The sequence below is a fragment of the Polyangium sorediatum genome (assembly GCF_029946465.1).
In the GTDB taxonomy this organism is placed as follows: domain Bacteria; phylum Myxococcota_A; class Polyangia; order Polyangiales; family Polyangiaceae; genus Polyangium; species Polyangium fumosum.
This window is the reverse complement of the sequence record NZ_JARZHI010000048.1, coordinates 1-20,042: the sequence shown is the minus strand read 5'-3', so window position 1 is coordinate 20,042 and position 20,042 is coordinate 1. Positions and strand designations below refer to the sequence as shown.

The window sequence follows — 20,042 nt, the reverse complement described above, 5'->3', positions numbered from 1 at the left end:
CTCGCTCGAAGCCCATGACGAGAGCACGACGAACGATTTTACGAGTCACGGGTGCGGCCACGTTTGCCTTGCTCTCCGCGGCTTGTGGGGCGGGGAAGGACGGGGGCCCCGGCCCCGCGGTGCCGGGCCCGCTGAAGATCACCGCGGGGTATCGGGAGCCGCCGCGTGTCCTGTCGGGCCACCGCTGCTTGCGCCTCGCGGACGGGCGGGTGGCGGTGGTGTCGGTCGGGCGCGGGTCGGGCCAGTTGATCCTGCAGGCGAGCTGGACGTCCTCGGAGCCCGTGCTCGATTCTCTGTGTCGCCGCGAGGACGTCGTGCTCCTCCTCCGGGACGGCCGCGTGGTGCTTCGGAGCTTCGACGCGCGCGGCACGGGCCTCGAGAGGCCTTACAACGACTTCACCGAGGGGGGCGTCGGGTTCGAGGCGAAAGGTGGGTCGCGCCTCGCCGAGGTCGTCGGTCGAGAGTATGCCATCGTTTGCGTGATGGGCGGCGGCGAGGTGCGTTGTCCGCGGGACATGAAGGCGATTTACGGGGAACTCGAGGCGTATGGCCCCCTTCGGAACCTGTACGCGCAGGGCCGGGCCGCGCTGCTCGAGGACGGCCGATTCGTCCTCGGAGGCCCCGGACGCCGGAGCAACCAGATCCTGCTCGATCGGGTGGTCCGGGTATCGGTCGCGGACTTTGGATTCAACAATATCGTCGGGTGCCTGGTGCGCGACGACGCCAGCGTGTGGTGCTGGGGTCGGAACGATTTCGGCCAGCTCGGCGACGGCACGCGCGAGCGCCACGACAACCCCGTGCGGGTGGTCGGATTGCCGCGCGTGGTCGATGTCTCCACGTCGGGAGAGCACGCCTGCGCGATCGACGAGGAGGGCGACGTGTGGTGCTGGGGCCGCTCGAAAGTCGGAGAGACGGGCGAGGCGGGCAAGGAGGCGACGGAGAAGCGCGAGGTTTGCCCGATTGACGAGGCCGCCACCGAACAAGCGCGAGAGGAGGCGGCGGCGAATCCACCGTGCGAAAGCCCAGCGAAACCGGGCCCCCTCGTGGAAGAAGCGAACCGGGTTCGCCGCGTGGACGACGCGTGCGGGCGGCTCGGCTGGACGCCGGAGCGGGCCCGAAAGAACGTGACGCCCATAAGGAAGCGTGTCCCGGGTTGCGTGATGCCGGACGAATTGCACGAGGGGCATCCGGTGCCGGTGAAGATCGACGAGGTCGAGGACGCGGTCGCCATCGAGGCAATGCCCGGGCGGACGTGGGCGGTGCGCCGGGACGGGGTGATCGTGATGTGGGGGGCCGATGCGAAGGACGGCGCGCCGCGCATGCAGGCGTTTCCCGTGGTGAACGGGGCGGCCGCTTCTCCTAGTTCGCGCTGACGACCTCTTTCCGCGCCGCCACCACCCAATCCCGCGCTTCCCATCCCCGCTCCTTCGCCATCCCCACGGGCACCGGCCGATAGAGCGCCGTCGCCGTCACCGTCGCGCCCGGACAACCTGCCGGCAGCACGAACGAATGCTGGCTCGTGACCTTCGTGAACGGCGGCAGCCTGCTGTCGCTCGCCATGTCCACCGCGCGATAATGCGGGACGAACCGCTTTCCCTCCGCGTCCACGAGCACCCGCGCGAACGCCTGCCCCGGCGCACCCGCGAGCGCCGCCGAGCCCGATCCGTCCATCACCTCCGCCGCGAGTCCATCCCCGAGGAACACCCGATCTCCCGGCATGACCTCCGCCATGCCCGCCGTCACGATTTGCCCGTTCGCCGCCGATACGACCTTCGCCTCCGCGACCGGCACGCGAATCGGGATGCCTTTGTCCGCCGGGGAAAGCGTCGGATCCGCGAAGACGCCAATGCCTGGGTAGTCCAGCCAATTCCCCGTCTCCCGCACCACCCGCAAGACCTGCCCCGGCTTCGCGTGGGCCGCGCCCTCCGGCCAGGACCAGGACGTCCCGACGACCGCCACGCCTTGCCCGATCACCCCCTCCGCCCACGCGCCGCCCACGTCCGGCACCGTCGGCCCCGCGCTCGCCACGAGCACCTCGCCGCAGGCCTCGGCGCGAAGCACCAGCACGAGCGATCGCATGGGCTCGCCCGTCGGCAAGGCGTGGCCACATCCCTGGTTCGAGAGCGTCACCGAGACGTCGACCCCGCCTCCCGCCGCCTTCGCCGTCATCCACATTCCGAGCGCCAGATCCAAAAGCCGCGGCGTCCCCGCGAGCGGCCCTCGAAATGCGTGCGACCGAATCTGCTCCGGCGGCCGCACGAAGCCGAACGTGATGCCTCCGTTTTTCGGGGTCGTCTTGTCCAGGGTGTTCCAGAGCCCCTCGTTCGGCGGCATGTGGCAATGCTGGCAAGGCGCGCCCGCCTCCGCCCACGGGCTCGAAGACCATTCCGCGAACGTCGAATGCACGGGCAGGCCGTCGGGAAACCGCGCCGGATCGACCATCTGGCCCGGGAGCAACGCCGGCTGCGCCTGCTCGTGGCAGCCCGCGCAGAACGTCGCCTCGGAGAATTTGGGTTGATAACTCCCGCCCATGAACTCGTTCGGCACGTCCGGCAGCGGGCCGAACATCACCTGGCGGAGCTTCGCCAGCGGATCGTTCGAGACGGTTTCGCTCGGCCGCTGCAAAAGGAGCCGGCCCGCGGTGCCCGGCGGCTTCGTCAGGTCGATGTCCCGCACCTTGTGGCACGTGTCGCAATGGTTTCCGTTGTCGAACGCGATCCCCGTCGCCTCCAGCAGATCACGGCCGCCCGCCTTTCCGTCGAGCCCCGCCGCGTGGCAATCGGCACACGCGCCGAACGCTGTCGGCTTCTCGGCCGCGGGCAGGGCCGGATCGTCGCAGGCGAGCGCGCCTTTCGCGCCGCAACCATTGAGGTCCGGCAAGACCCCGCTGCCGAGATAACAACGCGGCGCCGTTCCCATCATCGAGCCCGGCACCCGCCCCGTCCGCCATTCCCCGCCCGCCGCCGCGCACGACGCCGCGTCCCCGTGCGCGCGCGACGTGCCCGCATAAAGGTCCTGCACGAGCGGATCCCGCGTCGCTTTCGCGTGCGCCGATTGCTGGAACTGCGCGACGAGCGTCGTGTGGCAATGCCCGCAGAGGGCCGTCGTCGCGTCGAGGTTTTCATCGCCGACGCCCGGCGGACCGAATTTGTAGCCGTCGGCATTGTCCGGCGGCGCCGCTTCGTGCAGGACGAGCTCGATCGGCCCCTCGGGCAGCGCGTCGAATTCGATCCCGGCGCTCCGGTAGCCGACCTTCGCCGCGACCACCGTGGGCGCGCCCGGGATCGACGTGGAGAGCTCGATCGAAAACGCACCGTCGGGTCCCGTCACGAGCGCGGGCGCGCCGCCGCCTTGCATCACGATCGCGCCGGGCAGCGGCGACGTGCCGTCCGTCACCACGCCCGTCACGGGGAACACCTCGGGCAACGCGCCTCCCGCGCCCGTCGTTGGACCCACCACCGCCGAAGACGACGACGACGACACGGACCCCGCCGCGCCTTGCCCGCCCGCGCCGCCTACGCCCGCGGGTTCGTTTTCGCCGCAGCCGGAGAGCATCCCGATCGCGGCCGTGACCACGATCGAGGCCGAGGCGAGACGTGTGTGTTTCCCGGGATGCCACATGCAACCGACGCTACCACCGCGCTTGCACGTTTGCGCTGGACGCTTCCTCGGGGGACGCTCGGGGCATGAACGAGCCCGCGCTCCTCTCCCGCATCGCTCGAGCTGCGTCGCTGCTCGTCGCCACCGACTTCGATGGGACGATCTCGGACATCACGACGGATCCCGACAGCGCGCACGCCAGGGACGACGCGTTCGCCGCGCTCGGAAGGCTCACGCGCGCGCCCGGCGTGCACGTCGCCGTCGTCTCGGGACGCACGATGGAAAGCCTGCTGGAACGAACGAGCGCCCTCGCGCCGGTCTACCGCGTCGCCGAGCATGGCGCGTTCATCGAGGGGCCCGACGGTGGCACGATCGGCGGCACGCACCCCGAGCGCGCGGCCGGCCTCTCCGCGCTTTGGGGCTTCGTCGAGGCGAACCACGCCCGTATCCCCGGCATGCGCTTCGAGCGCAAGTCGGTCGGCGTCGCCGTGCACGTGCGCGAGGTCGAGCCTGCGATGCGCGAGGCCGCAGCGGAAGTGCTCGATGCGTTCCGCAAGGCCGCCGTCGCTGCGGGATTCGAGATCATGGAGGGGCGACAAGTCGTCGAGGCGCGTGACCCGGGGGTCACGAAGCAGACGGCGCTCGCGCTCTTGCTCGCGCGCTTGCCGCCGCACACGCTCGTCGTGTACGCCGGAGACGACACCACCGACGAGGGCGCGATCGCCCTCGCACGGCAGCGGGATGGGGTGGGGATTTACGTGGCCTCGGCGGAGCGGCCGACGCCGAACGTCGAGGCGGACCTGGTGCTGCCCGGCCCACGCGCGTGGGCCGAGCTGCTTTCGCAGATTGCGGCCGTGCGTTCCGTTTGAAGGCGGCTGATGCGGGGAGCTTTTCGGGGCGTCCCGGGGACGAAGCGCAGGGGCCTACGGCTGTCCGGGCTGCTCGGACGCCGGCTTGCTACAATTGGCGTCCCATAACTTGTCGCACTCCGATATGCATGCATTTTGACTCAAACCGGTGCATTTGCAGACGCCGGTCCAGCAGTTCATGACGGCCTTGGGTTCTTTCGCCGTCTCCAAACCAGGACCCTCCGAGAGGAGGACGTCATAGTCGCGATCCTCTTCGGTTTCCGCCATACACCCACACAGCATTGCCAGAACGATAGCTGAAAAGACCTTCACGACTTCACCTCATCAATGGGGCGATCGAGAGAACGCGCGACGCATATTCAGCGTATCCGGCACCAGCATATTGGAAAAGTTTTCGATCGGACGGAAGTGGCGGACGGACGGCAGGACGATGATCGGGAGAAGCCCATCGCGGCGTGGACGCGCGTGCTCGTGGTTCGTCTCGTGCGAGGCGATCCCGCGGGAGACGACACCCGAGAACGGGGCGCTCGATCGTTCGTGATCACAAGAAACGTCGTGCCCCGGGCGTCCGCGGCAGGAGACCGCCGACATCCGCGTCGAGGAAGCCAAGCTCCTGGGGCGGAGCGCGGGCGAGGTGTTCCCCCCGCTGCCTGCTTCCCTGCCGAAACGGGCCGGGAAACATGCGGGCGGGGGGCACTTCACGGAATCTTCGGGGGTGGATTCCGGGGGCCGAGGCAGGGCCACGCGAGCGGCCCGACCGAAGCCCCGCGTGCTGCGATCACTGCCCGATGAGGGCCTTGATCTCCTCGGCGATCTTGTCCTCTTCGCCCTCGCCGTAGCCGGCGTGGATGTGGCGGATCGTGCCCGTCTTGTCGACGACGAACGCGGTCGGCATCTTGGGCGGGCTGTAGGCCTTCGCGGCGCTCTTGTCCTTGTCCCACACGACCGAGAACTTCACGCCCGTCGCCTTCACGAACTCCTCGAGCTTGGCCTTGTCCGTGTCCTCCTCGTCGACGCTCACCGCGATGACGCTGAGGTCGCCGCCGAACTGATCGACGAGCTCCTGGTACTTCGGGAACGACTTCTTGCAGGGGCCGCAGTACGTCGCCCAGAAGTCGATGATGGTGACCTTGCCGGAAGCTTCCTTCACGCTCTTCGGGCCCTCGCCGGTGACCGCTTCTGCGGTGAACTCGGGCGCCGGCTTCCCGACGAGGCCGCCCTCGGCGCCTCCGGTCTCTGCACCGCCGCCCGACGCGGCGCCGCCGCCGCACGCCGCGACGGTGAGCGAGAGGGCCGCGCCCATGACGAGCGCGCTGAGGGTGCGGACAATCGACGATCTCGAGCTCATTCAGGTCTCCTGGTTTTGCTAAGACGGCGCTCTTTGCGCTCGGAAACTGCGGCTTCGGGCCTCGATCGCGAGAGCACGACCGATCCTTTGAACCGCGCGCACGGCGCGAGCTTACCTCAGCCCCAACCCACCCAGTCGACTTTGTGACGAACCGAGGGCACCATGCGGGGCCATGACCGCGAGAACCTCGCCCAGGGCCCGGTCGCGCCGCACCTTCCGCGCCGTCCTCGCCCTGATCCCCGTCCTCGCGCTTGGCGCGTTTGCCGGCTGTCAGATCGGCGTGGGTGACCAGGCGTGCACCGAGCAGTCGATCGTCAACGACAAGGACGACGCCTGTCCCTACGGCCCGCCCGGAGGTCCCAAGGTCCGCGAGACTGGCTGCCCCGAGCTCACGATCCTCGACCCCTCGGCGTGCACCACGGCCCCGACCTGGGCTGAGGTCTACTCGATCCTCACGGGCCCTTCGGCGGGATGTACGATCGGCGGTTGTCACGGCGCGGCCCCGGGCGCGCGTGGCATCTTCCTCTCGGCCGACAGCTCCGACGCGTTTTACGACGAGCTCAAAGGGTACTCGGGCGCGCAGGGGTACCCGTACATCAACGAGGAAGACCCCTCGCGCTCCTGGATCCTCTGCAACCTCCAGGGCACGCCGGGCGGCGGCGCGCCGATGCCGCCCCCGAGCGGCTTGTCCGACGCCGACTACGCCCTCATCGAGCAGTGGGCGCTCTGCGGCCTGCGGCGGACGGGCGGCGGCGGGGACGCGGGGCCGTGAGCCGCGCGTAGCTCTGGAAGAATCTTGACGCGGGGCGAGAGAAACCCCGTTATACAAGAGAAAATCGGAGCTTCCCGCGATGCTGAACGAAGACACCTCTGCCTCGCTCGTCGTGCGCGCCGGTCGCGCGCTCCTCGTGGTCCTCGTGCTCGGCGGAGGCTTGCTCGCGAGCACCGGCTGCGCGCCCGTCGCGCCGTACGAGCGCGGCAAGCTCGCGCATCCGACGATGACGGCCGCCGACATGGCCGGCTTCGGCGAGTCGCACCTGCGCGCCATCACCGAGGGCGCGGTCGGGGGCAGCGGCGGCACCGGCAGCGGTTGCGGCTGCAACTGATCTCCTCCTCCGAGCCCAAGGTCGCCATCTTGTCGGATCCTTTTTTTCGGGGACGGGTTTATCTTGGCCGTCGCGTGATCCGCCGCCTCGCACAAGCCCTCCTCGCCCCGCTCGTCGCCGCTGCGCTCACGCTCGCCCCCGCGCCCGCGAGCGCCGCGCCCAACGACGAGGAGGTCGAGGTCCTCGTCCAGACGGTGCTCGAAGCGAGCTACAAGGAAGGCAAGTACCAGGAGGCGCTCGACACGCTGAACCTGGCGAAACAAGCGTGCGCCAAGAAGAGCGCGTGCAGCTCGAAGGTCCGCGCGAAGCTCTACGTCGCGCTCGGCACCGTGCTCGCCGGCGGCATGAAGAAGTCGAGCGAGGCGAAGGCCGCGTTCGCCACGGCGATCAAGGAAGATCCGACCATCACGCTCTTCCCCGACTTCACCTCGCGTGAGATCGAGAAGGCGTGGAGCGACGCGCGCAGCGCCGGTTCGCCGAGCGGCGGCAACCCGGAGACGAAAGAGGCGAAGGCCGCGTCGGGCGGCTCGAAGAAGCTCAAGGCCACGTACGAGGGCCAGCCCCCGGCGCGCGGCTGGCGCACGGGCGAGGGCTCGTTCTACCACGAGCTCGCGACCAAGGCCGAGAAGGAGCGCGAGTGGCTCGACTGCATCGCGTATGGGCGGGCGTCGTACGAGGCCGAGGATCGCACCTCGACGCGTTTCCTCGTCGCCGCGTGTGAGGCGCGCGCCGGCCTCTGGGTCGAGGCCGTCTCCGACTACGAGGCGACCGCCGAGGCTGCGTCGCGCAAGAACATCCGCCAGATGGCCGCGCAGGCGCAGAGCCGCGCCGATGAGCTGCGCGCCAAGATCCCGAAGATCGTCGTCCAGAAGCCGGCGAACGCGACCGATCTCAAGGTCCGCGTGAACGGCGTCGAGCTCGCGGAGGATCAGCTCGGCGCCGAGATCCCCGTGAACCCCGGCGAGCGCACGATCATCGCGACGGGCAAGGTGAACGGCGCCGAGCAGTCCTTCGAGCAGAGCGTGAACGTCGGCGAAGGCGAGACGGCGACGGTCGAGATCAAGCTCGTGCCGAAGGGCAAGGCGATCGACCGCGCGCTCGTCCAGTGCATGCAGAACGCGCAGACGCAGGACCAGTTCGACGAGTGCATCGCGAAGAACCGCAAGCTGCCGTTGAACCTCAAGTTCGGCCTGGAGTTCTCGGCGTACCACGACTCGGACAAGGTCGACGTCGTCAGCCCGACGTTCTTCTTCAACGTCGAGAACCCCACGAGCGGCTGGGGTTTTGGCGGCTCGTTCCTCGTCGACGTCGTCACGGCCGCGTCGACCGACATCGTGGCCACGGCCTCGCCGCGCTGGACCGAGCAGCGGTACGTACCTGCGCTCGGCGGACACAAGAAGTTCGGCGACGTCGACGTGAACCTGCACGCCGCGATGTCGATCGAGCCCGACTACCTGGCGTCGAGCGTTGGCACCACGGTCGCGATCGACCTGCGCCAGAAGACGGTCACGCCGAGCCTGAGCTACGACTTCTCGTACGACATCGCGGGCCGATCGGGCACGAGTTACGAGGTCTTCTCGCGGCGCATCCAGCGCCACGCGCTCGACCTCGCCTCGTCGTTCGTGCTCGACAAGAACTCCGTCCTGACCACGAACTTCAGCGCGGTGATCGAGTCGGGCGACAGCTCCAAGCCCTACCGCTACATCCCGACGTTCGCGCCGGACATCGCCCCGCGCGTCTTGCCGGGACAGTCGCTCGCGACGGTGAATTTTTACCGCAACCCCGAGCGCATCCTCGAACAGCTCCCGCTCGACCGCCAGCGCTTCGCGTTCGCCGCCCGCTACGCGCGCCGCTTCTCCGCGAGCACGCTGCGCGCCGAGGAGCGGCTCTACGCGGATAGCTGGGGCCTCAAGGCCACGACGACGGACTTCCGGTACCTCTACGACATCAGCGAGCGCGTGCGCATCTGGCCGCATTTCCGGTTCCACGCGCAGACGGGCGCGGCCTTCTGGCAACTCGCGTACGTGGCCGAACGGACGCCCACGGGCCTGCAAGTGCCTGCGCTGCGCACGGGCGACCGCGAGCTCGGCCCGCTGGTCGGCGTGACCGGCGGGCTTGGCACGCGCATCGCGTTCGGCGAGGCCAAGAACTGGGGCCTCATCGCGAGCGGCGACGTGATCTATACGCGTTTCTTGAACACGCTCTTCATCCTGCAGCGCTTCGGCTACTTCGGCGCGCTCACGCTGGAGGTCGACGTCGAATGATGACGGCCAAGACCGCCCTCGCCTCGTCGCTCGTTGCGCTCGGCATGTTCGTCGGCTGCGGCAACCGCGCCGTCGACGAGCGTATCGCCGCGCTCGGCGAAGAGGACCCGAACGTCCCCGTGGGCGAGTTTCATCGCCCTGGACAGCCCTGCGTGCTCTGCCACGGCGAGTACCTGCGGGAGAGCCCGGTCATGAGCGTCGGCGGGACGATTTACGCGTACCCGACGCAGACGGCCGAGCAGAAGCCGCTGCCCGTCAAGGGCGTGAAGGTCAAGCTGACCGACTCGTTCGGCGAGCAATACGAGGTCGGCACGAACTGCGCGGGCAACTTCTTCATCGAAGCGGACAAGTGGGACCCGGCCTTTCCGCTGCGCGCCGAGATCGAGTACCCCGTGCCCGGGGCGCTGGAGAGCACGAAGCGCGTGGTCATGTCGACGCGCATCAGCCGCGACGGATCCTGCGCGGGGTGCCACGTGGGCAACCCGAACCAGGGTTCGCCTGGGTGGGTCACGTGTGCCGCCGCGGAGACGAATCCTCCGTTCCCGCCGCAAGACCCCGCCTGCCCGGGAGCTGCGAAATGAACACACGACGCAAGGCGAGCCTCTTTGGCTTCGGCGTGGCGCCGCTCTTCGCCCTCGCGGGCTGCGGCGTCCTTCTCGTCGCCGCTGGTTGCGGCGACCTCGGCCCTGCCGTGAACGAAATCGCGGCCCCACCTTTCGACCCGACCTCATTCCGCGCGGTCTCCGCGGTCCTCGAACGCCGCTGCGGCACGCTTGATTGCCACGGCCACGCGGCGCGACCGCTGCGGCTGTATGGCCAGTACGGGTTGCGCCGGTACGAGGAGCGAACCTCGCCGAACGTCGAGAACTACGACGAATACTATTCCGGCGGGAAAGAGCCCACGACGATCGCCGAGCTGGAGGACAACTACCGCTCGATTTTGGCGCTCGAACCGGAGCTCGCAGCCAAGGTCTTCACGAAGGCCGCCGACCCCGAGGTGCTGACGATCGTGCGAAAGGCACGATTGCGCGAGAAACACAAGGGCGGGCTCTTGTGGAACAAGGGCGACCCCGGGGACGTGTGCATGGTCAATTGGTTGACGGGGAATACCGATACGACCCAGTGCGAGGTCGAGCTCGGGCATCCGTAGCGCAGGCGCAGCCCTCACGCGGCGCAGGCCCCCGACGACTCTGTGCGTGTTGCGCGAAGGGCGCATCATTGCGCAAAAGGCGCAGGTGCGATGCACCAATTGCGCATCCAAGGCCACGGCGGGCTCCACGCCGAGAGCCGGCCAGAGGACTTCCGTGGCTTCCTTTGCTGGCACGATAGCTGCTCTGCGCCCGCGCCCCGCGATGGTGCTCTCGCCATCTTGGAGTTGTTTGGGAGGTTCAGCATGTTTCGTCGATTTGCAACGCTGATCAAGCCGTTGGCCGCGCTCGTGCTCTTCTGCGCTGCCCCGGCGGCATGTCTCATGGAGAGTCCTGACCCGCAGGGGAATGTCGAGGAGGACACGGACCAGGCGAGTAGCGAGCTGCTGCCACCGGGCTCGCCGTGTTCCTCGAACTGTCAATGCGAGCTGGGAACGGCCTGCAAGGCGAATGAATCCGGTCAAAGGGTATGCAACCCGATCAACAATGTCAGTCCGCCCCCGCCGAGCCCCTTTTGCGTAGCCTCATGCCAGTGTACGGGGGCCAAGAGCTGCGTCTTCTTTTCCGGGAAAGACTATGGCTCCTGCGAGGCGCCGCCGGAAACTTGCAGTAGCAATTGTGATTGCGGCGTCGCCAGGATTTGTTCCAACGGAGTCTGCGGCACTGCCTTCAAGCCTTACCCGGAGTGCGTTTGCAACAAGCACTGTCCCACCGGGAAATCCTGCATCAGCGGCGCCTGCAGGTAGCTGCACCAGCGCGGGTCCCATCACGAGACCTCGGGCGGCGATCTCGCCGTTCGTTTCGTTCCCGCCTCGATCTCCGTATTTCACGACTCCGCGCGATGCGGTTCTTCTGATTCTCCCTCACATCCACGCGTGATCTCGTAGGGACGGCTGACGACCCTGCCCGCCTGCATTATGTTCCTCCTCAAAGGACACCTTGCACGGGGAGGGGCTCATGAAGCGTACTTCATTGACGGGTATTCTCGCGTTTGCAGGCGTGCTCGCGGTCGTCGGGGCGTTCTCGCCGTCGGCGCGGGCCGAATCTCGGCAGCAGGCCCAGGCGCAACACGCGCAGCAGGCCCAGGCGCAACGCGTGCCGCGGGCCCAGACGCAACGCGCGCAGCAGGCCCAGGCGCAACGCGTGCCGCGGGCCCAGACGCAACGCGCGCAGCAGGCCCAGACGCAACGCGCGCATCAGGCCAAGGCGCAGCGCGCGCCGCGGGCCAGGGTGACGTTCCAGGCGAACATCGCCGCGCTCACGAGTCAGAACCAAGCCTTTCGTCGCGTGCTCTTCACGGCGAAGCGGATGCAGATCGTGGCCATGAGCATCCCGCCGGGGGGCGATATCGGGAGGGAGCAGCACAAGCGGGTCGAGCAGGTCTTTTTCCTGGTCGAGGGCGAAGGAAATGTCGTCCTCAATGGCGTCGCGTCGCCGTTCCGACCCGGTGACGTGGTGTTCGTGACGGCCGGCGTCCGCCACAACTTCATCAATACCGGCAAGACGCCGCTCAAGCTGTATACGCTCTACGCACCGCCGAACCACATCCGAGGGCGGGTCCAGCAGACGAAGGCCCAAGCCCAGGCGGACCGCCAGGACGAGGCGTTCGGGGAGCAGGTGCGGTAGGAGTCCACGAACACCGCGCATCCCGTCGAACCGACCCTCGAGGTCACCTCGAGGCCCGCGCAGGCGCGGAAGAGGAGCAAGGCGAGGCGCCGCCGATGCGAACGGCGGCGCCTCACGAATGCGTGGCCGGCTACCAGGCGCCGGTGCTCGGCGCCTTCCCAACATTCCAGAGCCAGATGCTCAGCGCGCCCATGCCAGCACTATAGGCACGGAAGGCCCAGGGATCGAACCCCTGCGGCGCGAACCAGCCATACGGGTCGATCGTGAGCCTATGGCCATCATTGCCACTGGCATTGATGGTGTGCGTCGCGTGCCAGTCATTGGCTGTGTTCGTCATGCGGAAGACGGCGAAGTGCAGGTGGGGAGCGCTGCTGTCCCCGTAGTTGCCCGAGTCGCCGATCACCTGCCCCTTCGTGACGGTATCGCCGTCGGCCACATAGAGCGTCTGCAAGTGGAAATACGACGATCGGAACGTCTCGTTGTAGGTCGACGGGCTACGTGAAATCGTATGATCGATATAAATCTCGCCTTGGAAGGGGCCGTCGCTGTTCGTCGCGCCCGTGTAGAAGAATCGGGCCTTGACGACCGTACCATCTGCCACGGCGAGAAGGGGTGTCCCCCTCGGCATCAACCAGTCGTAGCCATCATGGTTGTTTCCAAAGGTCTTCTCCTCACCATCATGGTTGACAATCGTCGCCGTGGTCGAGCCGACCTGGCCGAACTGCGTGACATCCAGCGAGGTAATCGATTGGCGCGCGAAGTCGACCCCGTTCGAAGGCGTGAAGGTGGTGGTGGTCGTGTTGAAGGGCGCGTCGAAGAGCCGAAGGACCTTCGGGGCGACGGTGAAGAAACAACCATTGCGGTTCCCAGCGTCGGTGAAGGCTGCCGCGAGCGGCGCACCGCCGGTGCCAACGCGCTGGGCGACGAAACCGCCATCGCAGCGCACCACGACGTTGTTGGTGTCGTTCGTCGCGTACACGCCGGCGCGCGCGATGGAGCCACCCGTCGCCGTCAAGTTCAAGAGCGTGCAGGGGTCACTCGTGGCGCTGTCAAACCAGTTGAACGCCCACCCACCAGAGGGCCAGCGCCCGCTGCAGTAATGGCCAAGCCCCGCGACGGTGATGGGCTGCTGGACGGCCCCAACGGGCCCGTCGACCTCAACGCCTGCACCCTCGGCGTCGTCTGTTTCACTCCTGTCGTCCCCCACGATGCAGCTCGGGACCGCAACGAGCGTCGAAGCAAGGATCAACCAACTGAATCTCGATGATATCATGTTCCGGACCTTCCTATGGGCCGGCACTCTAGGCGTACCGTAAGGGCCCGCGCAAGGGTTCGTCCGAGCGCATGCGAGGGTTCGTTGTGACCTCACCATGCCATCGGCCCTGCTCTCTGCTGCAATGGGCACGGGTCGAGAGCTTGATCAACGACTTCAAAACCTGCTACGTCGTCGCCCTCCGAATAACCAGGCGGTGAAGCTCGATGATTTCTCGTATGGAAGCCGCTCGCGCCCTCGGCCTCGCCGTGCTGACGCTCGCGCCGGGCCTCGTCGCGTGCCGCTCGGGGAGCGGGAGCTCGCAAGTCGCGGCCACCACCGCCTCGCCCGCCACGCCGACCCCCGCGCCTGCGTCCGCGTCCGGCTCGCCGTCGCCCTCGTCGACCTCGTCCGCCGCGCCCACCGCGGGCGGCACGGCCACCGGCTCGCTCAAGCTCGTCGCCTGGCTCGAAGGGAGCTGGCAGGGCAAGCAGATGGACGACGCGATCGTCGACGAGACCTGGAAGGTGACCGGGCCCATGACGATGACCGGCGAAGGCAAGGCGACGAAGGGCGGCGACGTCCTCGTCGAGCACCTACGCATCGAGGTGCGCGGTGAAGACGTGATCTACGTCGCGACGCCGGGCGGCGGGAGCACGACCGAATTCCGCCGCGATCCGCGCATCTCTGGGGCCACGTTCGCCACGTTCGTGAACGAGGCGCACGACTGGCCGACGCACATTCGCTACGAGCGCGTCGGCGAGGCCCTGATGGTGCACGTGCACGGCCGGCCGGATCAGTTCGAAACGAGCTTCACGCTCACGCGCCGCTGACCGCGTGCACCGCAGCAGCTACGAAAGCTCCCGCAAGAACGACAGGACCACCTCTCCCAGGCGCTCGGGTTGTTCAAACGGAAGGCCGTGGCCGGCGTCCTGTACCTGTTCGATGCGTACACGTGGGTTCAGACGCCGCAGCTCCGTCGCCATTTCGAGCGTGACGACGGGGCTCTTGTCACCCATGACGAGCAGGCTCGGGACGTCCATCGCGCTCACCACGTCGCGATATGCGGGGTTGGGCGGCGTGAGGACGTCGAATGCGCTCATGCGGGTCTTCCGTCTCGCCTCGGCTTGAAGCTCGACGATCTCGGGCGAGCGATGCGGGTGTCGGGCTCGGGCCTGCGCGACGAGGTCAGACGTCTGGAAGCCGAGGGCCTGGCGGTGTTGATCGGCGACGTCGCTGTCGCGCACCTCGCGTTGGCGCTCGGGGCTCAAGAACGTCGGTTCGACCAGGATGAGGCCGCGGAGGACCCCCGCCCCTCGACTCGCCACCACCGCGGCGGTCATGCCGCCCATCGAGTGGCCGAGCAGAACCGGACGAGAGAGCCCGAGGCCGCGGATGAGGCCTACGACGTCGCTCGCGTGATCGTCGTACCGGTATCCGTGGTGCGGCGCGCTCGAACCGCCGTGCCCTCGGGCGTCGGGCATGATGACGTCGAATTCACCTTCGAGCGCCCGCGCCAGGGGCGTCCAGCAGGCGCCGCTCCCCATCAATCCATGGAGCAGAACGACGGGATTCTTGGCGCCTCCCGTGCGGAGGTAGTGGATGGTGATGCCGTTCGTTTCGCAGTCTTCACGGATCCAGGTCGTCATGGAGCTGTCCCTGCCTGTGGTCCCCTCGTGGGAGGGGAGGGGTGCTGGAACCGTACTCGGAGTTGCCTCGGAGCGCCGCCCGTGGTTCGAAGGTGACCTCGGGGGGGCCGGTGCATGCGGCCAGGTCGGCCGAAACTGCAAATAGAACTGCAACGAATGACCGCAGGCAGGCTCCGGGGTTCGTCCGAGGGCACCCCCTGGTTCGTCGTGGGCCGAACCCGTGCGCCATCCCCTTGTGTTTCCGGACGTTCCCTGGTAGCTTCAAGGTTCGTCCACGGATTCGATGCGCTCCTCCGGTGCAAAGCTGTTCACGGCCTCGGTCGTCGCGCTTGCGACGCCTGCGATGGCCGACGATACGTTGGTGGACCCGCGGATCGCATTCCGCTTGGCGTACGTCGTTCCTGCGGACGTTCGATGTCCCACGGAGGCGGCCCTTGCCGAGCTGACGAGCGCGAAGTTCCGCTACGACGTCTTCCCGGAATCGGCGCGTGCGTCCCTCTCCGTCACGGTGCGGCGTGCTGGGGGGCAACTGGAGGCCGTGCTCATCGCGCGAGACGAGCAAGGGGCGCTGCAATGGGAGGAGACGGCGACGCCCCGAGGGAAGTGCATTGATCTCGTCGAGGACGTCGCGCTCATGGTGGCGGCGCGGTTCGTGACCGTGAAGGGGGAGACGCCGGAGGCGTGGACCCTCCTTGCCCCGCCGGCGCCTCCGGAGGCACCCAAGCCCCCGCCGCCGAGCATGCCCCTCCCGCAGCTCCGTCGGCGGGCTTATGAGGAGCCCTTGTTCCCGCCCTCGGCGCCCTCAACGCCCTCGACGCCCTCGGCTCCCGACGCTCCGCCGTTCCGGACCGAGCTGTCTGCGGCCGCCGTGTTCGGACCGTTCGACACCCCGAACGTTGCGCTCGGCGGAGCCTTCCAGGCCGCGCTGCGTTGGGAATGGGCAACGCTGGGCGTCGAGCTGCGGGGGGTGGTCGATCCTTTGGGGGAGGTGGACGATGCCCCGGTCCGCACGTTGCTGCTGACGGGTGTAGGGCTCCCGTGCCTCGTAATCCGGGAGCATGCGCGCCTCTGCATGCCGATCGCGGGCGGCGTTTATCAAGCTACCGTAGGCATCCAAGCGAAAACAGAGTACGGCGGTGCCCAACCATTCGGCGGAGCGGGGCTGCGGGTTTCGTACGATCTCCCGGTTGCGGCCCGCGTAAAGCTTCGGGGATATGCGGAACTCATGGTGGCAGGCACCAGGAGCGAGATCGAATTCGTGCGCCTTGGTGCACGAGACGCCGAACCAATTTGGAATACGCCGTTTCTTTTACCATCTATCGGAGTGGGAGCCACATGGGAACCCTAGCCATCATCCGAAACGTATCAGCAGTTGCATTGGTTTGTTGCACGGTGGCATGCTATACGGGGGCCATAACTATCTACGAGATAGGCGACGCTGGCCCGGACGCCGAGGACGCCGGAACGTCCGATGGCGGCGAGGACGACGGCGGCGTCGAGGCCAAATCATGCGAGGCACGCGGGGGGCAGTGCGTCCCTTTGCGGCCCATCGGATGGAGCGACCCCATCCTCGTCGCGTTGTCGTCGGGTCATCTCCTCAAATGCCCCCCGGAGGCGCCCGTACACCATTTCACCAAGTACACGGAGCTGATTGCGGGGCCGCTCAACTGCGCCTGTGGCTGCAAGCCGTCCACCGGGACGTGCAAGCTTCCCGCGACGATGACCGCCCAAAATGCCGCCTGCGACGCGCCGGAGACCGCGGTCACATCGTTCGATCCTCCGACCGCGTGGGATGGATCCTGCTCGAACACGAACCCAATCGCCGCCGGCAAACAATGCGACGGGAAGGCATGCGTCGAGTCTCTCACGATTGGCCCGATGCAAGCCGTGGACGTCGGCTGCGAGGTGGAGGAGGAGCCCATCCTCACGGGAACCTCCGACGTGCCGAGGTGGGGGGTCACGGTTCTCGGTTGCGAAGGGTTCCCGGAAGGCGGGGAGGTGGGGTGCGGCTCCGCGGCGAAGTGCGCCCCGAATCCCGCGCCTCCTCCCGCGTTTCTCGTCTGCGTATATCAGGAAGGGGACGTCCCCTGCGAAGGCGAAAGTTATACCGATCGCTTCGTCATTTATAGCGGCTACGACGACAAGCGGACCTGCACGGATTGCACGTGCGCGCCCGAGGTCGACGGCAGCCTGTGCACAGCGACCGCCTCGATCTACGCGGACAGCCTGTGTCAGACGCCGCTGATTTCGGGATACCCGATCTCGTCGCTGGACGAGGTGTGTTTGCCCTTGACGCCACCAGGCCCGGCGCTCGGAAGCAAAACCCTGTCGGACGTCAAGTACCACCCGGGCACGTGTCAGCCGATCGGCGGTGAGCCTACCGGCGAGGTGGAGCGCCTCCGCCCCTCGACGATTTGCTGTCGCCCTTGAGATTTTGGTGTCCCTCTCGGGGGCTCGACCCAATCCCCGAAGATGTGACCCAGGAACGAACCTCGAACACGTCGACCCGTGACCAACTCGCGCAATTCGCCCGCCGCGTACCGATCTGGCTGGCCCGTCTCGCGCCCCCTTGGGGGCCCGTCGCCGACGAGCACATCCCAGACCTCACGCAGGAGGTGCTGCTCGCGGCCGTCGCAGGGTTGTCGCGGTACGATCCGGCCAAAGGCTCGCTGGGCGTCTGGCTCTACGTGATCACGAGGCGGATGGCGCGTGATCATCGCCAGCGCGAGGGCTATCGGAGCGATTTCACCGACGATGCAGACGTGACCCTCCTGCCGGTGGGCACGAGAAACCCCGAGGAGGCCATGGCGACAGCGCAGTATGAGCGGCTCGTTCACGAGACCATCGGGGAAATGGACGAGGATCTCCGCGAGGTGCTGACGGCCGTGGAGCTCGCGGAGCTGAGCTACGAGGAGACGGCACAGCTCATCGGGGACTCGAAACGAACGGTCAAGGATCGGCTGGAACGGGCGCGGCAGGACTTTTCCCGGCGGATCAAGCGGAAGATGCGCGACCGCGGGCTCGTCGTCCTGCCCTTCGTGGTGGACGGGCTGTTCGCGTTCATTCGCGCCCGCACGGAGCAGGTGTCGGAGGACCAGCTCGCGCAGCTTCGCGCCATCGTCGAGCAAAGCCCTGCGTCGGGGGCCCGGCCCGCGGTTCCGGAGGCCGCGCCGAATGCCGACGCGGCCACGTCTGCCGCTTCGAACGTCGGCTCGTTCGTCGGCGGAAACTTCATGGGCGGGATCGTGGTTGGCGTCCTCGTTTATCTCTTCACGCAGATGCAAATCACGCCGGCCCCGATGCCGGTGGCCGTACGGGCCTACATGGACGAGCGCGTCCCGCACGTCCCTGCCGTGGACGCGACGTCGACGCAGGCAAGCACGCCGCCAGCAGCGCCACCGCAGAAACTCCTTGCGGGGCATTCACCGGCAGATCCCCTGCTCGAGGCGCGTGCCTTGCTGGATCGGGCCCGAGGCGCCTTGGAGCGGGGGAATATCGCGGATGCCCGTGAGGCGCTTGCTCGCTACGATGGTCGTTTCCCTGCGAACCCTTTCCCCAAGGTGAGGGCAGCGCTCCTCGGGAAGATTGTGAAAGCCGCGCGCTGAGTGAACTTTTGGGTGTCCCTTCGCCGCGGCCGACCCAATCCCCCTAAGTAGGTCCGTCACGACGACGGCCGAAGGAAACGTCCCCGCAAAGGGGGCGAACGAGGCTGCACGCCCTCGGCGCGTGGTCTCCATCGTCCTCTTTGACGTTCGTTCAGGAGATAAAGCCATGCCCAGAAAGCCCAGCAAGAGAAGGGTCCCCGCCGCTCCCGAGTCGTCCGAACCTGAGAAGCTGGCCACGGAGTTTGCGCTCGCCAGCGACGGCAAGCTTTATTTCCAGTTCGAGGACGGGCTGCCTCCGGGGCGTCCGTTGTTCGTTGGGTACGCATTGCATGCGGAAGAAGCCGTGAGGTTCAGCGCGGCGGACTTGCTCGCGTGGGCGATGCTCCACAAGCTCGCGCTCGGGAGCGATGGCTGCATTTATGTGGAGGAAGGGGCCATCGATGCGGAAGGCCGGGACGTGTTCCGCGGCTTTGCGGCGACGGCGGAGGAAGCAGCATGCGCGGCGGAGGTATTGCATCGCGCTGCGTTCAACATCACGGTGGAGGTGTTTGCGCGGAGGCGCGCGGCATAGTCCGGTTTCTCTGCGAGTGGCAGAACTCCCCAGGAAACCCCGCCGGGATGGCAGGGCCCTCGGTCGAGGACGCGCGGCTCTGCCGCCGCTACGCGGGGTGCCGCTCGAGCAGGATGTCGCGCACCGAAAGCAGCCGCCCGTCGGCCTCGCGGTCCAGCCGGACAATCCCGTCGCCCCCGCGATTCTCCATCCGCCGGCGATAGGCAACATCGACCAGCGCATCGTCGTCGAAAACGATGTCGTCGATCCAGTAGGGCCGCCGCCCGGGCTCGAGCACGGTCAGATGGACATGCGCGGGCAGGCTTCGGTCGGGATAGGGCGCGGGCTTGATCGTCTCGAAGCGGTAGCGCCCATCGGCTCCGGTCTTCGCCCAGCCGCGCAGCCGGCCGTGGCGGCGGCTCCACTCGGTCTCGGGCGTGCCGTTGGCATAAAAGCCCGCCGAATTGGTGTGATAGGCGTAGATCGTCACGCCGGCCGCAGGCCTGCCGTCGAGCGCGATCACCGTTCCTGCCAGCACCAGCGGTTCGCCCGGCTCACCCGGCGGCGCGATCCGCGCGCTCGAAGCGGTCGGCTGCCGCTCGAACACGCCCTCGCAGCCCTCGCACTGGTAGAGATCGGCGCGCGCCGCCGATGGCCGCGACTTGCCGTCCGCCGACCGGCACGCGCCGAGCGCCACCACGCCGCCCAATGCCAAGATCAGTTGCCGACGGTCCATTGCGCTCTCCTTCGCGAGCGCGCAGCGTATCAATCCTCCGGCGTCTCGGCCATCGGTGCCGAAACGATCTCGCGATGCCCGCTGTGCGTGCCTCGCGACAAGGGCACTGCTGCTCGCGCAAAGGGCACGGTCGCTCGCGCGAAGGGCACGGTCGCTCGCGCGAAGGGCACGGTCGCTCGCGCGAAGGGCACGGTCGCTCGCGCGAAGGGCACGGTCGCTCGCGCGAAGGGCACGGTCGCTCGCGCGAAGGGCACCGTCGCTCGCGCGAAGGGCACAGTCGCTCGCGCGA

At 67.8% G+C, this 20,042-nt stretch carries 19 protein-coding genes; 13 read left to right on the top strand and 6 right to left on the bottom strand.

Annotated elements, in window-relative coordinates; translation table 11 throughout:
• The first annotated feature begins 14 nt into the window (after positions 1-14).
• Positions 15-1,373 (top strand): RCC1 domain-containing protein, encoded by a 1,359-nt coding sequence (locus QHF89_RS35400; protein ID WP_136966721.1) that lies wholly within the window; start codon positions 15-17, stop codon positions 1,371-1,373.
• On the opposite strand, the gene QHF89_RS35395 is transcribed toward QHF89_RS35400, so the two are convergent.
• Positions 1,360-3,621 (bottom strand): carboxypeptidase-like regulatory domain-containing protein, encoded by a 2,262-nt coding sequence (locus tag QHF89_RS35395; protein ID WP_136966722.1) that lies wholly within the window; start codon positions 3,619-3,621, stop codon positions 1,360-1,362. The genes QHF89_RS35400 and QHF89_RS35395 overlap by 14 nt on opposite strands.
• A 65-nt stretch (positions 3,622-3,686) precedes the next feature.
• Here QHF89_RS35395 and otsB point away from each other — a divergent pair, with 65 nt between their 5' ends.
• A complete protein-coding gene (otsB, locus tag QHF89_RS35390) occupies positions 3,687-4,469 on the top strand; it encodes a trehalose-phosphatase (RefSeq protein ID WP_136966723.1) in 783 nt (260 codons plus the stop codon).
• 54 nt (positions 4,470-4,523) lie between these two features.
• On the opposite strand, the gene QHF89_RS35385 is transcribed toward otsB, so the two are convergent.
• Positions 4,524-4,736, bottom strand: a complete 213-nt coding sequence (locus QHF89_RS35385) for a hypothetical protein (RefSeq protein ID WP_136928849.1) — start codon at positions 4,734-4,736, stop codon at positions 4,524-4,526.
• Positions 4,737-5,247: 511 nt separating this feature from the next.
• Entirely contained in the window at positions 5,248-5,817 is a 570-nt protein-coding gene (locus QHF89_RS35380) for a TlpA family protein disulfide reductase (protein WP_136928848.1), read from the bottom strand.
• Between the two features lie 172 nt (positions 5,818-5,989).
• On the opposite strand from QHF89_RS35380, the gene QHF89_RS35375 reads away from it, so the two are divergent.
• The 6 genes from QHF89_RS35375 (at position 5,990) to QHF89_RS35350 (ending at position 11,961) form a co-directional block, all read left to right on the top strand.
• Positions 5,990-6,589 carry a hypothetical protein gene (locus tag QHF89_RS35375; RefSeq protein ID WP_136966724.1) on the top strand — a complete coding sequence of 200 codons (600 nt, stop codon included), beginning with the start codon at positions 5,990-5,992 and terminating at the stop codon, positions 6,587-6,589.
• A gap of 79 nt (positions 6,590-6,668) precedes the next feature.
• Positions 6,669-6,923: a DUF4266 domain-containing protein gene (locus tag QHF89_RS35370; protein ID WP_211365331.1), complete on the top strand. Its 255-nt coding sequence runs from the start codon at positions 6,669-6,671 to the stop codon at positions 6,921-6,923.
• A 74-nt stretch (positions 6,924-6,997) separates the two neighbouring features.
• The gene (locus tag QHF89_RS35365; protein WP_136966725.1) at positions 6,998-9,187 is read left to right on the top strand and encodes a DUF3570 domain-containing protein; all 2,190 of its coding nucleotides are present in this window, start codon (positions 6,998-7,000) and stop codon (positions 9,185-9,187) included.
• Positions 9,184-9,768, top strand: a complete 585-nt coding sequence (locus QHF89_RS35360) for a hypothetical protein (RefSeq protein WP_136966726.1) — start codon at positions 9,184-9,186, stop codon at positions 9,766-9,768. Before QHF89_RS35365 ends, QHF89_RS35360 begins: the two co-directional genes overlap by 4 nt.
• A complete protein-coding gene (locus tag QHF89_RS35355; RefSeq protein WP_136966727.1) occupies positions 9,765-10,337 on the top strand; it encodes a hypothetical protein in 573 nt (190 codons plus the stop codon). Before QHF89_RS35360 ends, QHF89_RS35355 begins: the two co-directional genes overlap by 4 nt.
• A 955-nt stretch (positions 10,338-11,292) precedes the next feature.
• Positions 11,293-11,961, top strand: coding sequence for a cupin domain-containing protein (locus QHF89_RS35350; RefSeq protein ID WP_284721339.1), 669 nt, complete (start codon positions 11,293-11,295; stop codon positions 11,959-11,961).
• A 130-nt stretch (positions 11,962-12,091) separates the two neighbouring features.
• Here QHF89_RS35350 and QHF89_RS35345 read toward each other — a convergent pair whose 3' ends face one another.
• Complete coding sequence (locus QHF89_RS35345) at positions 12,092-13,210, bottom strand: M23 family metallopeptidase (RefSeq protein ID WP_284721338.1); 1,119 nt, start codon at positions 13,208-13,210, stop codon at positions 12,092-12,094.
• A 242-nt stretch (positions 13,211-13,452) separates the two neighbouring features.
• On the opposite strand from QHF89_RS35345, the gene QHF89_RS35340 reads away from it, so the two are divergent.
• Entirely contained in the window at positions 13,453-14,046 is a 594-nt protein-coding gene (locus QHF89_RS35340) for a DUF6265 family protein (protein WP_136966729.1), read from the top strand.
• An 18-nt stretch (positions 14,047-14,064) separates the two neighbouring features.
• Here the strand turns inward: QHF89_RS35340 and QHF89_RS35335 are convergent, their stop codons facing one another.
• A complete protein-coding gene (locus tag QHF89_RS35335; protein ID WP_136966730.1) occupies positions 14,065-14,862 on the bottom strand; it encodes an alpha/beta fold hydrolase in 798 nt (265 codons plus the stop codon).
• Positions 14,863-15,730: 868 nt separating this feature from the next.
• Between QHF89_RS35335 and QHF89_RS35330 the strand changes: the two genes are divergently transcribed.
• The 4 genes from QHF89_RS35330 to QHF89_RS35315 all read left to right on the top strand — a co-directional run bounded on the left by QHF89_RS35330 (position 15,731) and on the right by QHF89_RS35315 (position 19,038).
• Entirely contained in the window at positions 15,731-16,210 is a 480-nt protein-coding gene (locus QHF89_RS35330; protein ID WP_136966731.1) for a hypothetical protein, read from the top strand.
• A 44-nt stretch (positions 16,211-16,254) separates the two neighbouring features.
• Entirely contained in the window at positions 16,255-17,292 is a 1,038-nt protein-coding gene (locus QHF89_RS35325; RefSeq protein WP_136966732.1) for a hypothetical protein, read from the top strand.
• A 44-nt stretch (positions 17,293-17,336) separates the two neighbouring features.
• Positions 17,337-18,467 (top strand): RNA polymerase sigma factor, encoded by a 1,131-nt coding sequence (locus QHF89_RS35320; RefSeq protein ID WP_284721337.1) that lies wholly within the window; start codon positions 17,337-17,339, stop codon positions 18,465-18,467.
• 121 nt (positions 18,468-18,588) lie between these two features.
• Complete coding sequence (locus QHF89_RS35315) at positions 18,589-19,038, top strand: hypothetical protein (RefSeq protein ID WP_136966734.1); 450 nt, start codon at positions 18,589-18,591, stop codon at positions 19,036-19,038.
• 88 nt (positions 19,039-19,126) lie between these two features.
• Here the strand turns inward: QHF89_RS35315 and QHF89_RS35310 are convergent, their stop codons facing one another.
• Positions 19,127-19,753, bottom strand: coding sequence for a dioxygenase family protein (locus tag QHF89_RS35310; protein ID WP_136966735.1), 627 nt, complete (start codon positions 19,751-19,753; stop codon positions 19,127-19,129).
• Between the last annotated feature and the right edge of the window lie 289 nt (positions 19,754-20,042).